Annotated in this window: 25 protein-coding genes and 1 pseudogene; 15 read left to right on the top strand and 11 right to left on the bottom strand. The window is 68.6% G+C overall.

The window, feature by feature from the left end; all coding sequences use genetic code 11:
* The first annotated feature begins 54 nt into the window (after positions 1 to 54).
* Positions 55 to 186 carry a hypothetical protein gene (locus BT341_RS47495; protein WP_281256022.1) on the top strand — a complete coding sequence of 44 codons (132 nt, stop codon included), beginning with the start codon at positions 55 to 57 and terminating at the stop codon, positions 184 to 186.
* A 942-nt stretch (positions 187 to 1,128) separates the two neighbouring features.
* Here BT341_RS47495 and BT341_RS34335 read toward each other — a convergent pair.
* The gene (locus BT341_RS34335; protein ID WP_245805214.1) at positions 1,129 to 2,055 is read right to left on the bottom strand and encodes an aminoglycoside phosphotransferase family protein; all 927 of its coding nucleotides are present in this window, start codon (positions 2,053 to 2,055) and stop codon (positions 1,129 to 1,131) included.
* A gap of 667 nt (positions 2,056 to 2,722) precedes the next feature.
* On the opposite strand from BT341_RS34335, the gene BT341_RS34330 reads away from it, so the two are divergent.
* Together BT341_RS34330 and BT341_RS34325 are read left to right on the top strand one after the other, a co-directional pair.
* Positions 2,723 to 3,991, top strand: coding sequence for an MFS transporter (locus BT341_RS34330; protein WP_084743098.1), 1,269 nt, complete (start codon positions 2,723 to 2,725; stop codon positions 3,989 to 3,991).
* A gap of 538 nt (positions 3,992 to 4,529) precedes the next feature.
* Positions 4,530 to 5,738: a GGDEF domain-containing protein gene (locus BT341_RS34325; protein ID WP_084743291.1), complete on the top strand. Its 1,209-nt coding sequence runs from the start codon at positions 4,530 to 4,532 to the stop codon at positions 5,736 to 5,738.
* 714 nt (positions 5,739 to 6,452) lie between these two features.
* Here the strand turns inward: BT341_RS34325 and BT341_RS34320 are convergent.
* On the bottom strand, positions 6,453 to 7,286 hold the full coding sequence (locus BT341_RS34320; RefSeq protein ID WP_072480192.1) for an MBL fold metallo-hydrolase: 834 nt from the start codon (positions 7,284 to 7,286) through the stop codon (positions 6,453 to 6,455).
* A 50-nt stretch (positions 7,287 to 7,336) separates the two neighbouring features.
* On the opposite strand from BT341_RS34320, the gene BT341_RS34315 reads away from it, so the two are divergent.
* On the top strand, positions 7,337 to 8,269 hold the full coding sequence (locus BT341_RS34315; RefSeq protein ID WP_177328964.1) for a LysR family transcriptional regulator: 933 nt from the start codon (positions 7,337 to 7,339) through the stop codon (positions 8,267 to 8,269).
* 52 nt (positions 8,270 to 8,321) lie between these two features.
* On the opposite strand, the pseudogene BT341_RS34310 reads toward BT341_RS34315, so the two are convergent.
* Positions 8,322 to 8,555: pseudogene (locus tag BT341_RS34310) on the bottom strand (transposase); the annotation flags it as partial.
* A gap of 174 nt (positions 8,556 to 8,729) precedes the next feature.
* On the opposite strand from BT341_RS34310, the gene BT341_RS34305 reads away from it, so the two are divergent.
* Positions 8,730 to 9,200: a hypothetical protein gene (locus BT341_RS34305; protein ID WP_072480190.1), complete on the top strand. Its 471-nt coding sequence runs from the start codon at positions 8,730 to 8,732 to the stop codon at positions 9,198 to 9,200.
* 579 nt (positions 9,201 to 9,779) lie between these two features.
* Here the strand turns inward: BT341_RS34305 and BT341_RS34300 are convergent.
* The 4 genes from BT341_RS34300 to BT341_RS34285 form a co-directional block, all read right to left on the bottom strand.
* Positions 9,780 to 10,148, bottom strand: a complete 369-nt coding sequence (locus BT341_RS34300) for a hypothetical protein (protein ID WP_072480189.1) — start codon at positions 10,146 to 10,148, stop codon at positions 9,780 to 9,782.
* A gap of 138 nt (positions 10,149 to 10,286) precedes the next feature.
* On the bottom strand, positions 10,287 to 10,904 hold the full coding sequence (locus BT341_RS34295) for a hypothetical protein (protein WP_072480188.1): 618 nt from the start codon (positions 10,902 to 10,904) through the stop codon (positions 10,287 to 10,289).
* Complete coding sequence (locus tag BT341_RS34290; RefSeq protein ID WP_072480187.1) at positions 10,901 to 11,143, bottom strand: hypothetical protein; 243 nt, start codon at positions 11,141 to 11,143, stop codon at positions 10,901 to 10,903. The genes BT341_RS34295 and BT341_RS34290 overlap by 4 nt, the downstream gene beginning before the upstream one ends.
* 20 nt (positions 11,144 to 11,163) lie before the next feature.
* On the bottom strand, positions 11,164 to 11,679 hold the full coding sequence (locus BT341_RS34285) for a hypothetical protein (RefSeq protein ID WP_245805213.1): 516 nt from the start codon (positions 11,677 to 11,679) through the stop codon (positions 11,164 to 11,166).
* A 656-nt stretch (positions 11,680 to 12,335) separates the two neighbouring features.
* Between BT341_RS34285 and BT341_RS46070 the strand changes: the two genes are divergently transcribed.
* Complete coding sequence (locus tag BT341_RS46070) at positions 12,336 to 12,491, top strand: hypothetical protein (RefSeq protein ID WP_218177799.1); 156 nt, start codon at positions 12,336 to 12,338, stop codon at positions 12,489 to 12,491.
* A gap of 459 nt (positions 12,492 to 12,950) precedes the next feature.
* On the opposite strand, the gene BT341_RS34275 is transcribed toward BT341_RS46070, so the two are convergent.
* Positions 12,951 to 13,622 (bottom strand): HAD family hydrolase, encoded by a 672-nt coding sequence (locus BT341_RS34275; RefSeq protein WP_072480185.1) that lies wholly within the window; start codon positions 13,620 to 13,622, stop codon positions 12,951 to 12,953.
* Positions 13,623 to 13,769: 147 nt separating this feature from the next.
* Here BT341_RS34275 and BT341_RS34270 point away from each other — a divergent pair, with 147 nt between their 5' ends.
* Positions 13,770 to 13,988, top strand: coding sequence for a hypothetical protein (locus tag BT341_RS34270; RefSeq protein WP_072480184.1), 219 nt, complete (start codon positions 13,770 to 13,772; stop codon positions 13,986 to 13,988).
* A 1,146-nt stretch (positions 13,989 to 15,134) separates the two neighbouring features.
* Here the strand turns inward: BT341_RS34270 and BT341_RS34265 are convergent.
* Complete coding sequence (locus BT341_RS34265; protein ID WP_072480183.1) at positions 15,135 to 15,551, bottom strand: histone-like nucleoid-structuring protein Lsr2; 417 nt, start codon at positions 15,549 to 15,551, stop codon at positions 15,135 to 15,137.
* A 680-nt stretch (positions 15,552 to 16,231) separates the two neighbouring features.
* The gene (locus BT341_RS44725; protein WP_143168741.1) at positions 16,232 to 16,720 is read right to left on the bottom strand and encodes a hypothetical protein; all 489 of its coding nucleotides are present in this window, start codon (positions 16,718 to 16,720) and stop codon (positions 16,232 to 16,234) included.
* Positions 16,721 to 17,360: 640 nt separating this feature from the next.
* Here BT341_RS44725 and BT341_RS34255 point away from each other — a divergent pair.
* From BT341_RS34255 to BT341_RS45685, 4 genes are all read left to right on the top strand, one after another.
* Positions 17,361 to 17,669, top strand: a complete 309-nt coding sequence (locus BT341_RS34255) for a hypothetical protein (RefSeq protein ID WP_072480181.1) — start codon at positions 17,361 to 17,363, stop codon at positions 17,667 to 17,669.
* A gap of 187 nt (positions 17,670 to 17,856) precedes the next feature.
* The gene (locus BT341_RS44720; protein ID WP_143168740.1) at positions 17,857 to 18,081 is read left to right on the top strand and encodes a hypothetical protein; all 225 of its coding nucleotides are present in this window, start codon (positions 17,857 to 17,859) and stop codon (positions 18,079 to 18,081) included.
* A gap of 135 nt (positions 18,082 to 18,216) precedes the next feature.
* The gene (locus BT341_RS34245) at positions 18,217 to 19,359 is read left to right on the top strand and encodes a hypothetical protein (RefSeq protein ID WP_218177798.1); all 1,143 of its coding nucleotides are present in this window, start codon (positions 18,217 to 18,219) and stop codon (positions 19,357 to 19,359) included.
* Positions 19,356 to 19,493, top strand: a complete 138-nt coding sequence (locus BT341_RS45685; RefSeq protein ID WP_177328963.1) for a hypothetical protein — start codon at positions 19,356 to 19,358, stop codon at positions 19,491 to 19,493. Before BT341_RS34245 ends, BT341_RS45685 begins: the two co-directional genes overlap by 4 nt.
* Positions 19,494 to 19,534: 41 nt before the next feature.
* Here the strand turns inward: BT341_RS45685 and BT341_RS43815 are convergent, their stop codons facing one another.
* Complete coding sequence (locus BT341_RS43815) at positions 19,535 to 19,834, bottom strand: CHC2 zinc finger domain-containing protein (RefSeq protein ID WP_177328962.1); 300 nt, start codon at positions 19,832 to 19,834, stop codon at positions 19,535 to 19,537.
* A 591-nt stretch (positions 19,835 to 20,425) separates the two neighbouring features.
* Here BT341_RS43815 and BT341_RS34235 point away from each other — a divergent pair.
* The 4 genes from BT341_RS34235 to BT341_RS34225 all read left to right on the top strand — a co-directional run bounded on the left by BT341_RS34235 (position 20,426) and on the right by BT341_RS34225 (position 22,472).
* Positions 20,426 to 20,797 carry a hypothetical protein gene (locus BT341_RS34235; RefSeq protein ID WP_143168739.1) on the top strand — a complete coding sequence of 124 codons (372 nt, stop codon included), beginning with the start codon at positions 20,426 to 20,428 and terminating at the stop codon, positions 20,795 to 20,797.
* Positions 20,798 to 20,877: 80 nt separating this feature from the next.
* Entirely contained in the window at positions 20,878 to 21,045 is a 168-nt protein-coding gene (locus BT341_RS45680; RefSeq protein WP_177328961.1) for a hypothetical protein, read from the top strand.
* A gap of 195 nt (positions 21,046 to 21,240) precedes the next feature.
* A complete protein-coding gene (locus tag BT341_RS34230) occupies positions 21,241 to 22,134 on the top strand; it encodes an AAA family ATPase (RefSeq protein ID WP_072480177.1) in 894 nt (297 codons plus the stop codon).
* Positions 22,134 to 22,472 carry a hypothetical protein gene (locus tag BT341_RS34225; RefSeq protein ID WP_072480176.1) on the top strand — a complete coding sequence of 113 codons (339 nt, stop codon included), beginning with the start codon at positions 22,134 to 22,136 and terminating at the stop codon, positions 22,470 to 22,472. Before BT341_RS34230 ends, BT341_RS34225 begins: the two co-directional genes overlap by 1 nt.
* The last annotated feature ends 333 nt before the right edge of the window (positions 22,473 to 22,805 follow it).

Below are 22,805 nucleotides of genomic sequence, written 5' to 3'. Positions count from 1 at the left end.
AGCCTGAGGCCGCGGTGTGCCCAAGCTGCAAGCTGGCAGGACAGCGGCAGCGGCGTGTTCGCCCTGGCCACCGCCGCGCTCTTGCTCGGCCTCGAACCACTGGCCCGCGAACCCGTGCGGCGAGTCGGCCGCACCGCACTGCTGGCCGCGTTCGCGGCCCTGGTCGTGGACGTCTACCTCTACTGACGGCCACCGTATGAACACGACCGCCGGAGCAGCGCCGTCACCGCGGAACACCAGGCGGCGTCGATCCGCCGCGGGCCACCTCCGCCCACGTTCCCGATCGTCGGGGTCATCGCGTCGAACGCGTCGTTGCAACTGGGACCCAGCGGGACGCCCTGAGGGGACTGTCTTCACCGCGGCGTTGTCGCCGAACTGGTCGGCCAAGCGGGCGAGCTCGTCAGCGGGACAGCGGGCCGTGTTCGACCAGCGCGTGCCGAACGGTGCTTAGCGTGCCCGCGCCTCCAGACCTGGCGCCGGGTCGGCATGCGTGCGCATCACGGCAGGTGCCGATTAAGCTCGGCATGCCAGGGAGGGCCTGCACGCATACTGACGACTCAGTTCTGTGCGGGCACGAACACGACTGTCGCACCGGGAGTCGCGATGGGCACGGTCCTGCATGTCATGCGGCATTCCGACCGGACCGGTCAGCGCAGGGTGCCCTCGCCAGCTGGTTTCGCGCGCCGCTGGCGTCATAGTGTCGTCAGTGTTGCTCAGGTGTACTACTGGATGCGACTGAGGTTGCCGCTGGTGTTTGGTGCCAGGCCGGCGACGAGCGAGGCCAGCCGCGGCGACAGCTGAACCGGTCAGGATGGCTCACACTGATTTCGGCAAGTCGAATTGGCCCGGTTCGGCACTCTGATCTGCCCGGCACGGCAGCTGTGTTACAGGGATCGGTCGGCATCTTGTTGTGGCTTCACCTGCTGTTCTCGAGGCGGGGTCGGCACTCTGATTTGGCCCCCACCTCGTGTGTGTTTCCGCTGGTCGAGTTGTGCGTGCCGGTGATGGCGGCATGGTGTGCGAGACCGTGGGATGAGCCCGACAGCCATCGTGGGGACCGTTCGTGCCGCGCTGACTCCCGAGGATGTTTGGGCCATCAGGCGCTGGTGCCCGGTTCCGGACCGCTGGCTACTGATCGTCGGCGTCGAGCCGGCTCAGTGCGGTGCTGAGGAATGCATCCCGACGTCGTCCGAGGAGGTCGGCGTGGAGGTCTGATCTGCCCTGGTCGTGGAGCGCCGGAACGCAGAACGCCATGTCGGCCAGGGTGCCTAACGCCGCGACGACGTCCCAGTAGGCGACCCGCTCGGCTCGTCGGCCGGCGGTGCGCTGCCAGCCGTCCAGTACCTGCTCGGCGGCAGGCAGCCCGAACATCAGGGCAGCGTCGAAGCGTGCACCGCTGAGGTCGATTCCCGGCGATCCGGCGCCGGCGCAGTCCCAATCGACCAGGCCGGTGCAGCGGTCACCGGACCAGAGGGTGTTCCCGAACCACAGGTCACCATGTACGAAGACTGTCGGACCGCCGGGCGCGGGCAACTGTTCCAGGCGTTCTTCAGCGACTGTCAGCAGCGCGGTGGTGCCCTTTTCCCGCCGTTGGGCCGCGAAGTCGACGTCAGCGATCGAGCGGGTCCGCAGTGGCAGAGCAGCCCGGGGCGCCAACGGAACCGCCTGCAGAGCGGCGGCTGTGGCGCCCAGGCCCTGGAGCCGCTCGGTGGAGGCGACTGTTGGGATCTGGCTGTGGCCGGGGAGGACGGTGGTCAGCACCGCCAGGGCGCTTGCTGCGGAACCGTCGAGATCTGTGGCGATCAGCCTGGCCGCGGGCAGCTGGTGGTTGCCGGCGACTTGCAGTGCCGCGACTTCGGTGGCGAACCGCTGGCAATGGTCGGGATCAGCGGGGTTCCCGAGTCGCAGCACGGCCGCTTCGACGCTGCCGCCCGGTTCGAACGTCAAAAACCAAGGATTGGCTCCCTGTCGTAGGCCGGTGGCTGTGGCCACTTGGGTGCCGTCTCCCACAGCGTCGCTCACCCAGCGCTGGACCTTCTCGGGCAGCTCGTGCACCGTGATCACATCCCCGTGTCGCACCTGATGTCGAGCGATCACGATGACACGGGCGCTGTCGACAATCTCGTATGCCGGGCGACCTCACCCGAGCCGCTCGGCCAACGCCCGGACCGATAAGCCCTCTACCCGGGCATCACGGCGGATCAGCGCGAACAACTCCACCCTGGACACCATTCCGGCTCCACACGGATGGTCCCTCCCCGGCACTGTCCCCCTGCGACCCTCCACTCGACCGACCGACTCGTACACAGCAAGCCAGAATCCCCCCGGTCGGGGGTCCCGGACACAGTGCCGAACCGCGGGCCAGATTACGATGCCACGGCCATCACACCGGGCGTCGGGCTGCAGTGCATCGGATGACCCGCCGCCTCCAGCGAGTGCCGGTACTTGCGGGGTGGCCTGCTCCACCCACTACGCCAGCGATTCCCCTTGCAGCGCTGTCGACGGCCGGGGCGCAGAACGCCGTGTCCAACGTCAGTCGGGCGGCCCGCTGAAGGCTTTCGTCCCAGGGACACGCACCGGCGTCTCGCTGACTCATTCTGCCGCGAACCGGGTTCAGCATTCGGTAACCGAGTTGTGGCTCCATGCCCTGGTGAGTGGCCCGATCGTGGCTATATTGCAGGGTTCAGAAGGTATCGAACGCGGCCGGACCGGGGGAGAAGAGATGAGGGACATGCCACGGCCTGCCGGGCCAGCGACCTACCGTGACGTTTTCGGGGTCGGGCAGTTCCGGGTCCTCTGGCTGGCGCACGTCCAGTCGGTCCTGGGTGACCAGCTCGCGCGCGTGGCGCTGTCGATCCTGGTGTTCGACCGCACCGGCTCACCCGCCTGGGCCGCGATCACCTACGCGATGACGATCTTGCCCAACTTGGCCGGTGGGGCGCTGCTGTCGGGCCTGGCCGACCGGTTCCCCCGGCGCACGGTCATGGTCGCCGCGGACGGGCTGCGGGCGGTGCTTGTCGCGGTGATGGCGTTGCCCGGCCAGCCGGTTGTCGTGATGGTCGTGCTGCTGGCCGTGGTCCAGGTGCTCTACGCCCCGTTCACGGCGGCCCGCAGCGCAGTGCTGCCCGCGGTGCTCGAGGGTGACCGGTTCGTGGTGGGAACGGCGATCATGCGCACCACCGATCAGCTCGGGCACGTCGCCGGGTTCGGCGCGGGCGCCGCGCTGGTGACTGCGCTGGGCACGCACACCACCCTCGCCCTGGACGCGGCGACGTTCGCCGTCTCGGCGCTGCTGCTGTCCTTCGGAGTCCAGGCCCACCGGCCGGCCGCGGACGGGCTGGCCGCGCGCGGCGCGGGGACGTGGTGGCGCACGCTGCGGGCGGGGTTCACCTTGGTGACTGGCGACCGGCGGCTGCGCGCGCTGGTCGGGCTGGCGTGTGTGTCGGGGTTCTACGTCATCCCGGAGGGCCTCGCGGTGCCCTACGCCGCCCAGATCCACGGTGACACGCTCGCGGTCGGGCTGCTGCTGGCCGCGAACCCCGTCGGTGCGGTCGCGGGGATGCTGGTGCTCAAGGGGATGCGGCCGGAGTGGCGGCTGCGGTTGATGGGTCCGCTGGCGGTGGCGACCTGCGCGGTGCTGGCCCCGACCGCGTGGGCTCCGCCCTTGTGGGTGACGGTGGCGTTGTGGGTGGCCAATGGCCTGTTCTCGTCCTACGACATGGTCGCCAACACCACGTTCGTGCAGATCGTGCCGGACTCCTCCCGTGGTCAGGCGATCGGGCTGGCCGTCGCGGCGATGCTCACCGCGCAGGGCGTCGGTGTGGTGGCCGGCGGTCTGCTGGCGCAGGCGATCACGCCGGCGATGGTGATCGGGCTCGCCGGCCTGGGCGGCACGCTCGCGGCGGTCGCGGCGTCGGCGGCCTGGCGCCGGGCTGCGCCGCTCCTGCCCCGGGCGGGGCAGGAGCGAAACGCGAGCAGCGCCGGTGCTTGAGCGGACCCGCACGCAGGGGCCTCGACAGCGGTGGGCACGAGAGCGTCAGGACCAGGTGTTGTTCCGTCGCCAGGTGTTGTTGCGCATGGTCGTCACCTCCTTCCGGATGTCGCGAAGCGGAGACAAGCGCTCATCGCGACCAGGTGTTGTTGCGCCACGTGTTGTTCCGCATCGGGTTCACCTCCTTGCCTACGTCGCCGTGCGACGGCGCGGGAGCGTCAGGACCAGGTGTTGTTCCGTCGCCAGGTGTTGTTGCGCACGCCCGTCACCTCCTTCGTCGGCGCTTCATGGACTGCTGGGCCATCCGGGTGGTTCTCATGATGATGCGCCAGCACGCGGTTACGAGCCGGACCCGCAGCGTTACGCTGCCGTAGTTGTGATGTGTGGACGTGAACCTTGCTGGGGGTGACGGCCGGTGTTTGCGCTGGTCGGTAAGCCGTGGCAATGGGTCCGGTCCTGGGCACTGTGGTCATTGCCCGGCCACGTCCTGACCTATGTCCTGATTGTCGACATCCTGGCAGCAGCCACCACCGGCGCGATGATCCCAGTCCTCCCGGTCACCCGCGCCGACGGCGTGGCAGCCATCATCCTCGGGGCATGCGCGATCGCGCACATCGAGCTCTCCCGCGGCATCGAGCGCGCCCGCAAGCTCACCTCCGGTGTCGGCCCGTTCGTGGACAGCCTGACCCTCTGGGACTTCGCCGCGGTCCTCGTGCTGCCCCCAGCTGCGGCCAGCGGCTTGATCGTCCTCACCCACACGATCGCCTGGCTGCGGGTTTGGCGCGGCCGCCGTCCGCTGTATCGGTGGGTGTTCAGCGACGCCACCGTGCTGCTGGCCACCCAGGCCGCCGCGCTGGTCCTGCTGGCCGGGCCCGGCCCGAACCCCGGCGTGCCCGCGGGGCTCGGCGGGCTCGCCGTCATCCTCGTCGCCGCGGTGCTGCGCTGGTTCGTCAACTACGCACTCGTGGTCGGCGCGATCCTCATCTCCTCGCCCGGCATGCGCGCCGGGCAGGTGATCGGCGAATTCGGCGAGCAGATCATCGAAGCCGGCGCGCTCGGCCTCGGCCTCGGCGCTGCCGGGCTGCTCAACTACAACGCGTGGCTGCTCGTCGGTATCGTCATCGGCCTGCTCGCGCTGCACCGCGGCGTCCTGCTCGCCCAGTTCCGCACCTCGTCACGCACCGACGAGAAAACCGGGCTGCACTCCGCGGACTGGTGGCACCAGATCGCCGAACGCGCCCTGGACCGCGCCCGGATCGACAACACCACGCTCGCCGTGCTGATGATCGACCTCGACCTGTTCAAGAACATCAACGACACCCACGGGCACCCGGCCGGCGACAAGGTCCTACGCGCCGTCGCTCAGGCGATCGCCTCCGAAGTCCGCCACGACGACGCCACCGGCCGTTGGGGCGGCGAAGAGTTCGTCGTCCTGCTCCCGGGCGTCGACGGTCGCGAACTCGGCGCGATCGCCGAGCGCATCCGCCGTCGGGTCCACGTCCTCGTCGTCCCCATCACCACCGACCAAGGCCCGAAAACCGTCACCGACCTCACCGTCTCCCTCGGTGGCGCGCTGTGGCCCAGCCTCGGGCTGGACACCATCGACGACGTCGTCCTCGCCGCGGACAGCAACCTCTACGCCGCCAAAGGCGCCGGCCGGGATCGTGTGCAACTCCCGCAGGATCTCATTCCGACCGAAACCGACGAGCATCCAGATCAGAAACGCCGGCAGCCCGATCAGTCGTAACGCGGTGGGTTTGGACCCGGTCCCTATCGCCCCACCGCGAGCACGCCTGGTCGTGCGTCATCCGGGTGACCGCATCCGGGCCGTCATGCCCTCGCCACCAGGAGGTACATCGTGATCATCACCCGCACCCAGGCCCAGCCGACTCGTCGCCCGCGTCCCGGCCGCCCCACCGAGTGGAACCGCTGACCATCCCGTTCGTCGGCGCTGCGGCCGCGCTCCCTCGAGGTCGCGGCGCCGGCTGCGGCTGGGCTTTCTAAGGGCACCAGCCCGGTCGGGTGCAAGGCGGACCCGCGCCCGGAGCGTCTGCTGGCCGATGGCCAGTAACGCCGGTGCGGCGAGAGACGTCTCCTCATGAGCGGCGCGTCGCGCCGCGATCGGCCCCGGCGGTAAGGACGCCCCCCGCCTTGCCGCCGGGTACGTACACTACCGATTTACGCGAGCGAGCAATGCCAGCAGCCCAGAACGGCAGGAGTTCACGAGCGCCGGGAAACGTCTACCGGTAAGCCCGAATCCGCTCCAAATTGGTGCCGTCGAGATCTCGACATGGCTTCAGTGCTCAATCGACATCCCTGCAGCCTGGGTCGTCGCCGGGGTTGAAAGCCGTCTCGACCGCGCGCCGTCGGACAACCTGGATGAGCCGGCTGTAGTCGCCCACGTGTGGCCCATTGTGGAGTGTCATCATTCGGGAGTCGCTGGCCGATCTTGGGCGGGTATCTATCGCGGTGCGTGGGGTAGCCAGGTGCTGTTGCGGATTCGGCCGAACACGGTCGGTGCGAAGTGCCCCGCTGCCAGCACGGTGGCGGTGCCGTCGGCCAGGCTGAGCACTCGGTCGCGGGTGCGGTTGGCGTCTGCCGCGTCGTGGTTGGATCGGAAGGCCCGGTCGGGGTGGGTGATCTGTGCCGTCGAGTGCAGGATGTCCCCGAGTACGAGTACCTGGTCGGCCGTGTCGGGCGCGGTGATCAGCACGCTGAGGTGACCGGGAGTGTGACCGGGGGTGGCCAGCACTCGGACTCCGTCGGCTACGTCGTCCCCGTCGTCGGCGAACTCGATCCGCTCGGCCAGGGGCTGTCGCACGGTGACGGGGTCCGGGCCGACCGGGCTGTCGGTGGTCGTCCAGTACGCCCACTCCTCGGCGTGCGCGACGTGCCGTGCTGCCGCGAAGGTCAGGCCACCGTCGGCTGCGCCGACCCAGCCGACGTGGTCCCGGTGCAGATGGGTGAACACGACCGCGTCGATGTCGGCGGGGCGTAGCCCTTCGGCCGCAAGGCTTGCGAGCAGGTCGCCGCCCCGGTAGCTGCCGACCCCGGCCACCTCGAAGTCAACCGCTCCGATGCCGAGATCGACCAGGACCGCCGCGGCCGGGGTGCGGATCAGGAACGCGCCGATGCTGCACGTCATCCGATCGTCGCCGTCGAGGAGTCCGGACCACTGGTCCGGTGTGGTGGTCGGAAAAGCGGCGGACGGGACAATCCGGGCCTCGCCGTCCGGCAGGTACGTGACGGTCGTCTGGCCGACACAGACCTGGGCGCGTTGTGCTGCGGAAATCATGCTGCCAGCACACCCGCTGCCGCTCGGACTGTCCAGGACATACTGGGTCCGTGACCGGACCTTCTGTGTCTGATGTGGAGCTGCGTGAGCTGCGGTATCTGCTCGCGGTGGCCGAAGAGGGCACCCTGGCGCAGGCGGCGGTCCGGCTGCAGGTCAGCGCGTCGCCGTTGAGCAGGCAGATCCGGGCCATCGAGGCACGCATCGGACTGCCGGTGTTCGCCAGGCGGGGGCGCCGGCTGGTGCTCACCGAGACCGGCGCGCGACTGCTCGACCGGGCACGAGAGGTGCTGGCCGCAGCCGACCAGCTCGCCGAACACGTGCGGGCCGAGCGGGGCGAGCCGCCCACGCGGCTCGCGGTCGGCTGTGTGGACGCCGCCGTGCACACCGGGCTGCTCGCCGCCGGCCTGCGCTCGGCCGAACAAGCACACCCCGGCCTGCGCACCACCGTCACCCTCGGACACAGCCCCGAGCTGATCGACCGGCTCCGCGCGGGTGAACTCGACCTCGCACTGGTGCACACCCCGCCTCCCGCGGCCGACCCCGCGCTGATCAGGACCTTGGTGCTGCAGGACCCCGTCGCGCTCGTGGTGCCGACCGGCCATCCAGCCGCCCACGCGCCGCGTCCGGACACACTGGACGGACAGGCATGGATCGTCGACCAGCGCGCGACAGCCAGCATCGAGCGGTTCCGCGCCACCGCACGCGACGCCGGGTTCACCCCGGACATCCGCTACCAGGCCGCCGACCTCGCGGTACGGGTCAGCCTCGCAGCCGCCGGCCTCGGCATCACCATGCTGCCCGCACGCGCCGTGCCCGCCCTCGTGCCACCCGCCCTCCCCGTCACAGTCGCCTCCGTGCCCTGGCTCCCGCTGCGCATCCAGGTCTACACAGTCACCACCCGCCGTGTCCGGCGCGTCGTCGCAGCCTTCACCACAGGCGTGAAGACTCCTCGGGTGCCCAGTCACAAGCCGCCACGTTGTTGACGCAGTCCGACAGGTCCTGGGGGGCCGTGATCGGTGTTTCCGGCGTTGTTGATCAGTAGGTTTCGGCTCCCGCCCAGCGGTCACCGAACGTCATGGCGAAGGCGTTGATCCCGGGTATCCAGCGCATCGTCCATCGGGCGCGGCCCCTCCCGGTCGGGTCCAGGCTGCGGGTCACAAGGTAGAGGCACTTCATCGCGGTCTGCTCGGTCGGGATATGCTCACGAGCGCGGATCGCGCGCCGGTAGCGGGCGTTCAGCGATTCGATCGCGTTCGTGGAGCAGATCATCGTCCAAGACGTCACGTGACGCACAACGCTGCATCAAACGCGCCCTCGCCCGAACGATCTTCAAACTCGTCAAGCGATCCGCACCTTTGGATCCGGTCCGCGATTCTCAAGTCAGCCCCGCTGCGACCTGTGACTGTCGTGTTGCGCTGCCAGCCGCGCAGGAGGCAGACAGTCATGACAGCCACACAGCACCAACCCAACCAGCAGTTGCAGAGCCTGAATATACTCGTCGGCGCGTGGGACATGCACGCATCGATCGACGGGCAGCCGATGGGCCAGTCCACGGCAACATTCGGCTGGCACGACAGCCGCGGAATCCTCTTCATGCACGTAGACCCACCCGAGGCAATCGCCCCACAATGGCAGGAAAGCTCACCCCTTCCGATCGATGCTGCCATCGGTCTCGACGACCACAGTGGCACATTTGCCGTGCTCTACGCAGACGCGCGAGGGGTCTGCAGAATCTACCAAATGAGCTTCCACAACGGGAGGTGGGAGATGACCGGCCAGGCCGGACCGGGCTTCTACCAACGCTTCCAGGCAGGCATCCATGACGACGGCCACCTCATCACGGCCCGATGGGACGGTTCCAGCGACGGAGAAACCTGGAAACCCGACTTCGACGTCACCTACACCAAAAGGTAAGCCAAGGGGTCCCGGGCCTGGAATCGTCATAGTCCAACAGATACGGGCTCAGGGGACTTATTCCCGGTGTGCTCTATTCCTGTGCTGGAAGCTGGGCAACGTGATGCCGGTTTCTACCGTCGGCGTCGAGTCGGCTCAAGGCGGTGCTGAGGAATGCGTCTCGGCGTTGCCCGAGAATGCCGCGCGAGGTCTGGTCGGCCCTGGTCGTGGAGTGCAGGAACGCAGAACGCCATGTCGGCTTGGGTGCGGGACGCCGCCACGGATGCCGGCGGGGACAGCGTGGGCGGGGTCGGCTCGGAGAGCGGCCGACGTGCGACGGCCACAGTCACCATGCCAGCCACCCCGAGAAGAACCGGTCGCCAGGCGGGCGGCGCAGCATGGTGTCCCGGAATCGTCCCGTGTGACCAGCCACGAGTCGCGCTCGACCTCGGGCGCTGTGCGCAGGCCTCCTACTCCGCGCGCGTAGCGCGCGACCTGGCAGGCGCCGGCCAGCCGAGTGCCGTAGATCGTCGCCGCCCTCATCCGGGTAAGCGTGTCCCGCTCACGGAGCACCCGATCTCGCCCAGCCGCGGGCATAGCTCACGCGCTGGTTCTGGAGAAGAACTCGCGGACCGGGACAAGCAGCCCGGCCACGGACAGCACGATGAACACCACCTGGTGGATGTGGTCCTTCCCGGGAGGCAGCCGGCCGATCAGGTGCGCCACCCAGAACAGCGGGTAGAACCACAACGCGAACCACGCCCACCGCTCCCGGCGCCGGAAGGGCATCAGCGCGAGCAGCCCGCCGAACAAGCCGACTCCGATGGAGGCCAGCCCGTCCGCTTGATACAGCAGCGGGTCATCAGCTGGAGGTGCAACTGCGACGGCCACGCCGAATCCGGCCACTCCCAGGCTCACCGCCACCAGGCAGAGCCACCCGATCGTCACCGCGATGCTCTCTCGCTGCACCTGGCGAACCTACCGCGGCCAACCTAAGAGGCGGCCCGAACCAGGTCGAGCGCCGAAACCCTGAACTCCGGTTTCGGAGCGACTAGAGGTTTTCACACCGTTGATTGACCCGGGGACCAAGGAAGTACACCCGGGAGGTCACGCTGTGCGCCATCCGGCCTGGGCCAGGGCGTAGGTGCGGTGGTGGACCCAGTCGGTGACGGCGAGGCGATGTTGCCCCAGCTCGGCGGCCAGGCTTTCGAGTGCGGACAGGGACTGGGGGAGTGCGTGCACGACCAGTCCCGGCTCGAGGTGCCATTGCGGGGTGCGGTCGTCGAGTATGTGTAGCGACACCAGCCGGGCGGGCCACGCGGTCGCGTCCGGCACGCGGGCGGCCAGGCGCGCGCGAACGTCGGCGACCTGGTGAAGATGGGCTGCTTGGTCATAGCTGACGCGCAGGCCCAGCGGCACCACGATCCCCGTCGGGGCCGGGCGGTCTTGGCGCCGCCACCCCGTGGAGCCGGCGAGTTCCTCGACCGCGGCTTCGCATTCGTCAATGGTGGGCGTGCCGTCAGTGACCGATGGATCCCGCATGACGGTCATCTCGGCCACCTCGGCACCGTGCCCGCGCAGCAGGACCGACCACGCATGCCCGGTCGTGCGGGCGAGGCGGTCGAGTGCGGCCCGCACCTGCTCGACCGGCTCGCCGGGCAGCCGCAGCGTGCACCACCACGCCCCGTGCGCGGCCGCGGACTCGACGAACACGCCGCCGCTCACGGCAGGACGTCCGCACTGCCCGGTTGGGCCTGCTGGGCCTCACCGGCGGTAGCCTCGGCCGGCTCGGTAGCCAGGGTCGGGTCAGTGCCCAGCACGGCCGGGAGCTGCCGGCAGGCGATGGCGACACCGCTGAGACGGCTGCGCGCCCACGCCAGCACCTCACGGTCGCGGGCGACGCGGTCACCACCACCGGCGGCGTCCTCACACGCCCCGGCGGCGGCGCGCAGCGCGGCGACCACCGTCCCGTCCTCGTGCGTGATCAGTTGCCGTCCTCGTCGCTGCGGCGGCTGGTGACGCACTTGCTCGGGTCCGCACGCAGACACACCTTCCCGCCGGCGACGCGCAGACCGACGGTGTCGAACGCGGTGACCCAGTCGGCAGCGATGGCCTTCTGGGCGGGGGCGAGCTGGATCAGGCCGGAGCACACGGCCGCGTGCAGCTTGTTCTCCACGGCGTCTTTGGGGTTCGGGATGGTGCCGGGTTCGACCCACAGGTTGCGGGGATCGTCCGGGGCGCCGCCGAGTTCGAGGCTGACCAGGTGGTCGTACTCACCCTTGTCGCCCGGTGCCAGGCCGTAGGAGCGGGCGGACGCGGCCTTCATCGCGTTCGTTTTCGAGATCGGTGGGCGGACGGTCTTGGTCCACCCAGCTTGGCAGATCGTGTCTTTGACGGTGTCCTGCCGCACCGCGGGGTTCACGGCGCCGGGGGTGCAGTTCGGGTCGGGCAGCGGCTGGCCGTCACGGGCGCCCAGCTTGCAGGTGCTCGGCCCCGGCATCGCCGCAGCGGAGTCCCCAACCGACAGGTCACCAGGAGCTGCGGCAACAGTGGGTGTCGGAGTTGCTGCATTGGAGGCGTGGCACCCAGCGAGAGTCAGCGCGGCGAGCACGGCAACGGCCCACCGGCCGGTTCCGGACCGGGAAAAGCGCACGGGAATCTCCTGCGTCGACAACGGCGGCGGGGACGACAGACCCTGTTCGGCGCGGACAAGATCTGACAGCGATCCAAGTTCTACCTGCTTCGTGGGCGTTGACCGCACTGCCACGCCGTGCCGGAAAGCGCCAGCCCGCCGAAGGTCCGGATGTTCCGGACGATGCAACAGCAACCCGGCGCTTTGAACGGTTTCGCTGTGGTGTTGACATCTGGTGGCTTCTTCACTGTCACCGTGGTGTCGCCGAGCCCTGCGCGTGGTGATGACCACCGCAAGCTGCCCTGCTCGCCAGACTCACTGTCGTTCGTTCCGGGAAAGGGCCCCAGGATGAGCCGCCCCGTACTTCGCGCCTGCCTCACCGTCACCGCCGCGATCACCGTCACCGTCAGCCTGATCGGCACACCCGCCTACGCCGCCGGCGGCACAGCTTCCGGCCCCTGTCGATCACGGCGTCGTGCTCACAGGCCTACCTGCCCCTGCCGGACCCGGCATGCACGCCAGGGGTGAGGAACCCGGACGTCACCCAGGCCACGATCGGCTCGACGATCTACGTGTCCGGCTGGACCGCCACCATCCGACCGTCCAGCACCTACACCAACGCGCTGAAGAAGCAGCACATCATCGACTACGGCTACACCGACACCAGCATGTCCGACTAAGAACAAGATCATTTCCTCCCGCTGGAGCTCGGCGGCGCCCCGAAGAACCCGCGCAACCTCTGGCCCGAACCGCACAGCGGCTCGGAAAACTCCTACAGCAAGCACTCAGTGGAGAACGCGGTCAAGAAGGCCGTGTGTGCGGGTCAGGTGACGCTCGACGACGCCCAGAACGCGATGCTCGACGACTGGACCACCGCGAAGTCCGTGCTCGGCATCGGCTGAGCGATCCTCGCGCGGCCGGGTCGGCGGGCGACGCGGTGTCGACGACGTCGATGTCCGGCTGCGAGTGTCTGCGGGAGTTGACTTTTCGCGACCCGGGCCCGGTCTTGTCCAGGGCCCTGCGGGGGTCCAGCCCCCGAGGCTGAGCCGGACGACTGTGCGTGCCGGTGCCCCGCAGTGATGTGAGCGCCCGTTGTATCGGCGGCGGGCCGCCGATACAGCCCTTTTCGACCTGAAAGATCAAAATCTAGGGGGTCTGGCTGCTACAGGTCCGGTCTCCAACGCTTCGAACCACGATCGATTCTGCTCCGCCGGCACATCAGCGTCAGGTGAGACGACGGGGCGGTGGTAGCGGATGGCGTCGAGACCTGCGGTGCGTGCAGCGGTGACGTCGTCGTTTGTGCTCCCGACGAACAGGCAGGACTGCGCTGGTACGGCTTGCGCGTGTATCGCCGCGGTGATCAAGTCCGGCGCGGGGGGCAGCGACGCCTGGTCCGGACCGGTGCGCCCGGCGAGATGCCGCACCGGGGCGTCCAACCCGTGCATCACCAGGAAAGTGCGGATCGCGGAGGCCGCCAGGCTGCCGATGACGGTGATGTGGGTGCCTGCGGCCGCCAGGTGCGTGAAAGCCTTGCCGACGCCGGGGGCGAGCGGTGCGGCTGCTACTGCCTCGGCCTCGAGCCGACAGAATTGTGCGTATACCGCTTGTTCGGTGGCTGGGCCGATCGTAGCCGCGTAGGCGAGGACGACGAACGGATCGTCAGTGCGTGCCACCTTTCGCGGTAGTGGCGCTTCGCCGAGCATTGTGCGTAGCCGTTCGGCCAGCGGTGTCGTGGCGCGCAACTCCGCGACCGGGCCGTCGAATGCGACCAGCACGTGGTCGCGTTCGGTAAGCAATTTCTCGGCGTGCACGGCACCTCCCTCGGCCTTGCTTCACCTGACGGTATCAGGCACCGGCGATCGCTCGCTCCGGTCGCACGTCCCGCGAACCCGGGCAAGGGCATGCTGGATGCGGGTGCGCGCAGAGAGGCGAGCTCCCGGGACCGGGGAGGGACCCATATGAGCCACCGCCAGCTGTCGCTGCAATTCGACATCGACGACGGCGTTCGCAGCGTGCTGCGGGCATCCGGGGTCTGGAAGGAGCGGTTTGCTGCAGCCGACGGCGAGAGCCGACTGGAACTGGCGCGCCAGTTGCAGCAACAGGTTCAGCAGCGCCTCGCCGACGTCGTGCACGTCCTGGTTTTCAGCGGTGACCTGTCAGCGGTTGCCGATCTCTGATCACCGGACACAACACTTATCAGCTTCCGCGAGGTGACCAGACCGGCACGGTCCGGAAGAGCGCGGACCAGCCGTGCGGATCAACGCGCGAACACCTGCACGGTGCTCTATCGGGAGACTCGACAGGACCGTGGAGAGCGTTGGGTCGACGTCGGGAGCGCGGCCGTGCCGGAGTGCTTCGCCACGAGGATCGCGTGGGTCTGCGGGACGCGGAATTCCTCGGCGGTGGAGCCCTCGCGGCGGAGTACGTCGGCGACCGCGATTTCGCCGAGCGGCTGCTCTCGCGCCTGGTGAGGTTCCCGGCTTGCTGGCCTACATTCTGTCAGTCCAGTTGGTGCGGCGGCCGGCGAGGGCATCGTGGCGCTGCCGCAGCGGCCGGAGCCGGTGTCGAGGGTGACGCCGGTGCCGTCGCTGAGCGTGTGGTTCGACGACGACATCACCGACGGCTCGTCGGCCGGCGAGCGGCGCGAGCGGTGCTGCAAGCTGGCAGGTCCGAGGCTGGTCTGGTCCGAACGAGGCTGCGGGCGCTCCGCATCGGGGGAGCGGGCCTACACATGGCGGGCCACGATCGGCCACGTCGCTGGCGACGGCGTCGACCTTCACCGCTGTGTCCGGGGGCGGGTCTGGGGTGCCGGGAAGACCGGCCGTGCTCTGCAACCCGACCTGCTCTCGAAAGCGATCAACGTGGGCTCGACGCCGGCCGCGATGGACGGCTCCTATCCGGCGTCTGCCGATGTCCGGTGCCTCGTCGAGCACGCTGTCGCTCTCGGCTGGGACTCCGGCACGCTCGGCGGCACCTTCCGGCTCGCCAAAGAGTACGGGGTGCAACTGCGGGGCTTCCTGCTCACCGACCAGGTGTGCAACCCGCGCGCGCCGGACCCGACCGCGCGAGTGCTCCGGGCGGCCGGAGCCGGGAACGCCGCGTGTAGCGGTGCTTCACCCCGGCAGGGAAGTACTCCGGGTCGACGTTCGCGCCGTCGCTGGCCCAGCTGTCCGGGCGACGAGCAGAAGGTGACCCCAGGAACCGGGGCCACCTTCTGCGTCGTTGACAACCGAACGTCCTCCGTCGACGGCGAGGAAGAACTACCTTCGCCGTCGACGGGGAAATCGCTGCGATCTCTCCCCAGTAATCGGCCATCACGGGGATTACTTCGTCGCGGCGGCGACCTTCTTGCGCGGTGCCCGCTTGCGAGCCGGCGCCGCGGCCGGTTCGGCTGCCTGCCGCTGCGCGTCGTCGTAGGCGGTGACGATCTCGGAGGAGAGACGGCCCCGCTCGGAGACCTCGAAGCCGTTCTCGCTGGCCCAGGCACGGATCGCGCGCGAGCGTTCGCGGTCGGTGGTGCCGGTGCCGGTTGTCGACTGGCCGGTCGCGACGCGCAGCTTGCGGCCACCCGTCCTGCGGCCTGCGTTGATGTAGCGAGCGAGCTCCTCGCGCAAGGCGGCGGCGTTGTCATCGGACAGGTCGATCTCGTAGCTGATGCCGTCGAGACCGAACGGAACGGTGTGGCTGGCCGGGCTGCCGTCGATGTCGTCCAGCATCTCGACGAGGACCTTTTGGGCCATGGGAATCTCCAACTGGTTGGCTGTGCGTCTGCTGTGAACAGGCGCTCGAGGTGCACGAATCCAGTGGATCATACATACCAGTCGGTATTGTGGCAATTAGGATCCTCAACGCTGAATGTTATCCCGCCGTGGGTGCATGAACTTCGGGCGACACTTCTTGGAGAACTTGCGGAGGACAAGCCGCCGGGCACACGGAAACACGACGCGCAGCGACAGAATGCCAGCGTGGCTCGACATGGCGTACGTGCTGAATTGCGTGCTCGCGGGTCCGGCGCATCTGCCGCTGCGGCACGGTCGTCAGTCCGGGCGATCCGTTGCAGGCCATGGCGAATGCCCTCGGCGACGTTCGCCTTCGCCGTGGTGTGACCGTCCGCGTGTGTCTTGACCTGGTGTCATTCACTCCCGAACGTATTCGCCGTCACACGCGTGGGGTCGAACGCGAAACCTTGGCTGCGACGCCGGGGGCTGGTCTGTTCAGCGCGGTCGCCGAACTGTCTTCCGAAGTCACCGGTGAGTACTACCTCTGGTTCGCGGCGAACGTGGTGCGCACCGCCAGGTCGGCGGCCGCCCGCTCGACCTCCCAGTCAGCACCGGCGGGGCTTCCTGTTTCTCCTGGCCACGCAGTACGGGGCGTGCCCGTCGATATGCGTGTTGCCGCCGTCGAGGTCGAGCCCAGGCATTCAGTGGATATGCAGGATGCGGACACAGGGCTCATGGTCCTGCCATGGCTGGAGGCGGACGTATCCGGTGACGGCGCGCTGGTTGGTGACGCCCGTGATGTCGACTTCGATGACCGGATCGCGGAATCTCGTCTCGCCTTGTGTGGGGATCGCGAGCTGGGTGGGTGCTTCCACGGCCAGCAGGGTGCCGCCGAGCAGCGACTCGGAGCCAGGGCATGCCATGGCTTTCGCGCCGTCCGGACCGTCGATTGCGTCGGCGTTGAGGCGCTTCAGGAACTCCTCGGTCACCGCTCTGGCGGCCTGCAACTGGCTCGGGCTGTTGCGGGAATACGACGATGTCGCCGGCGACGGGTCGGCTGAGGTGCTGCCGGCTGAGCTCGGTGAGGAGCTGGCCGTCGGTACGTGGTTTTGGCGCAGGAAGAATCCTGGGGCTACGAACCCGGTCAGCAGCAGGCCGACGACGAGCACTCCGGCGAGTGCCAGCGACACCCACAGTCCGGTGCGGCGCCGTCTCGGTGGTACCGGGCCGCCGCCGGGATACGGTGGATGGCCGAATCTCGTGTTCGGTGCGCCGGGCCAGCCGGCTGGCTGGCCGGGTGGCGGCTTGACAGCGCCTGGGTACGGTCGTTGCGGCGGTGGTGTGTGATGTGGATTCGACATGACCAGCGTGTTCCCCCTGGTTGACTGACTTTGAGGATACGACGATCTTGCAGTGCGTCGATGCACTGTTGTCAGGATGTGTCGGGCCGAATCGGCTTCGGTGCTGGAACCACGTCGGATGACTGATCAGTTCACTGTGGCCAGAGCACAGGTGTCGATGTTGGCACGGCTAATCTCGGTACTAACACGACGTAGGCTGGCAGCGGTCGCGGGCATGGAGGGCGGGAGAGAGTTCGTGACAGCAGATGCAGACCTGTGGGTTCTCGCCGGCGCAGAAGTCGCTGATGATGCGGCGGAGGGGCGATGGCCTCGACCGCGGACGCGGTGTACCGCCGACCTCGACCCCACTGGAGTTCCGCTGCCGCAGCGTCCCCCGTCGCGCTCGCAACCGTGGCTGGCCGCCAGCGGACAGGGCACCCGCGGCGGTGGCTGGGATCCGTGGAAGGTCGACAGCCACCGAGCCGGACGCATGCGTATCGAGGACCTGTGCCAGCTGTGCGGAACGCCACGGACCGACACTGTCTACGTGCTGGCGCCGGTCGAGCAGGTCAGCACGATGGTGGAGATGTACGGCGGTGCCGTGTGCTCGCTGCGCTGCGCGCGGCTGACCGCCGCGGTGTGCCCGCACTACACCACCGCCGGCTCACCGATCGCGATCTACGCCGTTCCCCGCCACGAACGCGTCGACCTGGTCGGCTGCGACCTGGACAACGACGACGAGTACGACATCGACGGCCTTGACCCCATTTGTGTGGTGACGACCGCACAAGCCCTGTGACCGATCCACGTAGTGCGCTATGTCGCCGCGCTATCCGTTGATCCTTCGGCAAGACGGGCGCCCCGCGGGACAGACCCAAGAGGTATCGCTGGCGACGATGACGGGGCTCGGCGGTCAGGTCGAGCGGCGGTGCACGCCCTTGAGGTGGTCTGCAACATCGTGGCCCACCCCGGCGACCTAGCTGAACATGACCGACGACGCTACGCCACCGCCCTCGAGCCCTGGTGTCTCCGTTTCGCTGCCAGCCCTGGCGGCCGCGTCGTGGGCGCGGCTGCAGGAGTTGTCGCCGAAGACCATGTTGCTGACCGCGGCCGTGATCATGGTGCTGACCGCGGGGGCTGTGGTGGTGGTGCTGTCGTGGTCGGCGACCTGCGGGCTCAACGCCCGCCGACCTGGTGTCTGTCCGGTTTGATGTGCTGAAGATCGGGCTGAGCGTCGCGGTCTGCGGCGTCGTCGTGTTATGTCTGTCCTGGCGGCGCCAGTGGCCGAGCCATCACCTAACGTGGGCGGGCATGGGGACGCAGGTGGCTTGACTAAGGTCTCTGATATGAGCGATCCGTTCAACGACTCCGGCGCATCGCGGATGCGAGTTGAATCTGCCGACTACGAACTGTTGTGGCCTCGCGCGTTGTTCGTCCGGGAACTCACCACGCTCCATCACCTTGACACCGGCGAGGTGGGCCCGATGGTCGAGCGGTTGCTGGAAGAGGCATTCCTGGGGGACGCCCCAGTTGAGGACTATCGAGGGTCGCGATCGTGGCCAAGCAGGTCGGTCTCGGCGGCGCGGCGGTATAACTTCATTGATGAGCTGCTGGCCTACGTGCCACGGCTACGGGAGCATCGTCGGCCGGGATCGTATTGGTCGGCACGCCACAGGGCAGGCTCCGAAGGCCGCGCTACGCCCCGCCGATCGTTGCCGCAGCTGCGTGAGGACTTCGCTCAGCTGATCTCCGTATTTTTGGCTGATGGCTACTTTGGCCGGGCCTTACCCAAGATCTGCGTCGACGATCATGACGGCGTCGAGATTGATCCGAACATTCTGCTCGCCGACCGGCTCGGCGTGCCTGACCTGTGGCCACTGCGGCCTGGTCAGTGGGACACTGACACCTTCTACGATCTGATCGAGGTATTCCATGATCTCGCTGCGCGCCCCCGGAAGCGTCACCGGCACTCGTGGGACAATTGCGGTTGGCACTTCGGTGACTTCGCCACCGATATCGGACGTGCGGTGTACCGGTGGCGCGTCAACGAACTGCTGGCCGCCGGCGGGATTGAGCTGCGTCTTGCCGAGAACGGCGAGGACATCGGTCGCCTGGTGCGTTCGGTCGACGACGCCCGCACTGACCTCGTCCGACAAGCCCTGACCACGCCCGAACCGGATATCGCCGGTCGTGTCCAGCACGCGATTGCGCTTTTTCGAGGTCGTGCGGCTACGTCGCACGACAAACGTTCAGCAGTGCTGACGTTGGCGGGGATCCTCGAAGAGCGACGCGAGCTGATCCGCGAGCAGATCGGCAGCAAGGACGAGGGCGCGTTGTTCGGCATCGCCAACGGCTTCGCCATCCGTCACCAACGCCGCGGGCAGCAGGCCGACTACGACCCGGCATTCCTCGACTGGATCTTCTGGTGGTACTTGGCAACAGTCGAGTTGACCGATCGTCTGCTCGGCCGCTCCGGGCAGACACCGTGACTATCGCCGCCTCGGGTGCCGAGGCGGTGCCGCCCTCCGACTGGGCACCGGGTATCCGCTCGGTGGCGTACGCCCCGTGCGCCTCGACCGATGAGCTGGACTGCGCGCTGACGATCATTGTCGAACCGATCTAGAAGGCAACTGTTTCGGCCGAGCCGGCGCGGAGTTCGTACCGTCAGCGGTCGATCGCCGCGGCGAACCGGGCGGCATTGCCGCCCTCACCGCAGCTGAGGCAGTGGAAGGTCCCGTGGTCCGGGCGGACGATGAAGGCCGGGGCCGTGGATCCGCAGAATGGGCAGTCCCCACGCAGTTGGTGATCGCCGTGCGGCGCCAGGGCCACGTGCCGACCGACAACCTCGACGATGTCGCCCGGCTCGCCGAATGCCGAGCCGGTGGCGGTAGGGACAGGCACGCCGGTGAACTTACCCCGCCGGGACAACCGTCGTCCATTGGTGGGCATCGGGTCGGCTGTCATCGCCGACGCTGCTTGCGCAGCATGGCGGCGCGCGCCGCGGGAGTGACACTCAGGACCTGCTGCCAGGGGCATGACGTGCAGCTTCGTCAACGTTCGGTCAGGTGCGCGAACGCCTCCACGGCGATGCTGGCCTGCATCGGGCTGTCGTCCGACCTGTCGCCACCTGGGACCGATCGTGAGCGTGGTCGGCTACGAGGAGCCGTGAGCGGCGCCGGCCCTGGTCTGCGGCCGCCGCATTTTGTCGCCGGAGCCGAGTTCTGTCGTTCGGTGACTGTCGTTGGATGTCTGGCGGCGGACCTGGAAGGCACCAGCCGGAGACCTCGGCGAGTCCAACAGCTGATCATGACCCAGTTGCAGCCCACACCGTGACGTAACCGCGCCCAGAAACGGACCTCGAACAGTCCACGTTTAAGGCCGGGTTCCTCACAGGCCTGCGGGAGCCCTGATGAAGCCCAGCATCGAACCAGCAGCAGCCCTTGGGGTTCTTGGCTCTCCACCTGCTGACAGCAGCCCAGCGGGACTCCTGCGGGTGTCGGGCGGGTGTCGGCCTCGTGCGGCAGAACTGTCGGTGGTGGTCGGTACCCTGCGCGCATGTCGACACCAGACCGGCCGGCAGCTTCCGAGCAGCTGCTGAAGAAGGGGATGGCTCTGCTCACCGCGGAGTTCGCGACTGAACAGGCGTTGGCGAGTCTGCGGCAGGCGGTCACGGGCGGCCTGATCACCGAGATTGCGCAGTGGGCGGCGCTGGCGACCGAGGCCGTCATGGAGGCTGCCAGGCTGGTTGACGTCCCCGGTGAGAGCGCCGCCAGCTGCACCACGATCCGGGACTCGGTCATCAGCTGCCTCGATGCGATGACCACAGCCGTTGAGGCTGACGACGCCGACGGCGTGGTGACCCGTGGCGAGCTGGTCGGCGATGCCGTGGCGAACTTCGCCGTGTTCCTCAAAGAGCTCGGTACCTGAGCAGGGTCCGCTCCGGGAGCTGTGCGCCGGAGAAACGATGCCGGCCCCGCGCGACTCTGGGGTGCGGATAGGCTCCGCACATGGGGTTCGACTGGGAAAGCATCGTCGGCGCGAGCGGTGCCGGACTCGACGATGCCTACGACGCCGCGGTGTCGGCAGTCATGTACCCGGACGAGCCCGCGGCGGAGGTGCGCCGGTCGTTCCCGGCCGGGGAAGCGCACGACGAGACCGACAGCCTGAACTGGTGACGGGGGCCTGGCTCGAATCGATCCGCGGGATCGTGATCCCTGGTAGGGACATGATGACGCTGCAGTTGTCCACGGCTGGTCACGGCCGGCTGCGACTCGGGCCGCGTCGCCGACCCTGACGTGGTCGTCCCGGCCAGGGTCTTTACGCCGAGCTGTTCGGATTGCAGGCACGGGTTCACCAGGAGGAGTTGAGCAGTGAACGATCTCCCGCCCCATCCGGTCGCCGAGGCCGCGCTCGCCGCGCGCACGGTCGGTGAGCTCGTCGCCGGGCTCACCGCGGACCTGGCCACCGACCTGGCAGCCCAGCTCGATCTGTCGACCGTGGACGGTATGGCGCTCGACGCCGGCGAACTGCGGACCGCGGTGAGCCGGGAAGCCGAGCGGCTCGGGGTGGCCACGGCCCGGCAGGAGCACGTCCTGCTCGGTTGCCTGCGCGTCGTCGATCCCGAGCTGCTGGCGGAGGCTAGGACCCGGTTGCAGGAACGGCGGGCCGAACTGGCGCACGCGGACTACCTGGCGGTGCGCCCGATCGCCCGCGCCGACGCGACGCGGCCGCCGGTCACCATCCTGCTCGCGGGCGTTCCGGGTACCGGCAAGAGCACCCTCGCCGAGGAACTGGCCTGGCGGCTGCGCGCCCCGGTCTTCTCGATGGACTGGCAGCTCGGTGCGTTGACGCCGTTCGGGGCGCTGCGTGAGGACAACGCGTTGCCGTTGGCCGAGCTGAACCTCACCGCCTCCGTCGCCCGTCAGCTGCAGCTGGGGCTGGACGTCATCATCGACGCCACCGGCCACCGCCGCGAGGCCAGGATCCGCTGGCGCGAGGTGACCGAGAGTGCAGGCGGCCGGTTCGTCGGCGCCGAATGCGTGTGCTCCGACGAACGGGCGCAGCGTGTCCGGGTCGAAGGCCGGGCGAGGGGCATCCCCGGCTGGCCGCAGACGGTGACGTGGGAGCACGTGGTCCGGATGCGGGGGTTGTGGGAGAGCTGGGACGAGCCGCACCTCGTGCTGGATTCCGCCACACTGCTCCCGGAGGAGAACGTGCGGCAGGTGCTGGCTGCCGTGGACCGACTGTCGGAAACGGGGGAGTGATGACCGTGCCGGACCAGCGTCGGATCGAGCAGTACCACCGCGAGGGTTTCCTGCTGGTGCCCGAAGCCCTCGCGGTCCGGGACGTTCGCCGGCTGCAAGACCGGACGGAGCTCGTCACCGGGCTGTTGCGCCGTGGGGTCATCGACGGCGATTTCACGGGCGAGCGGGACGAGATCATGTGGTGTCGCCGGCTGTCGGCGACGTGGCTGCTGCACCGGGCCGAGTACGCCACCACCGTCTACGAAGACCGTTACCCCGACGCGCTGGCCCAGCTCGGTATCCCGCTCGAGGCCGGCACGCATACGGCCGCATGGCGGCGCGGGCTCACCGAGGCCTGACCCACTCGATGCCGGCTGACTTTCCGCCGGTCGGTTCCCCGCTGCCGGGACGGCGGCGGGGCGGGGCGGGGGCGTGAGCATCAGGCGCCGTGCCGTTGCCTGACAGATCGTGCTGAAATCACATCACATTTACGAATCCGGTGTTGCGACCGCACTGCGGTTGGATAGTCTGGGGGCAAGGTGGTGTCCGGATGACACCGGTCGATCCAGGCTGATGCCAGACCGCTGTAACCCCTGCGGGGTTCGCGGGACGAGGGACGGACTCGGACGGGGCTCGCCGCGCGGAGCGCGGGTTGGAACGAGACAGCTCTTCGACACCGGGAGAGGTCTCCG

This window comes from Amycolatopsis australiensis (genome assembly GCF_900119165.1).
GTDB classification, from domain to species: Bacteria; Actinomycetota; Actinomycetes; order Mycobacteriales; family Pseudonocardiaceae; genus Amycolatopsis; species Amycolatopsis australiensis.
Note: the sequence above shows the minus strand (reverse complement) of the source record. Positions and strands in the feature narration are given on the sequence as shown.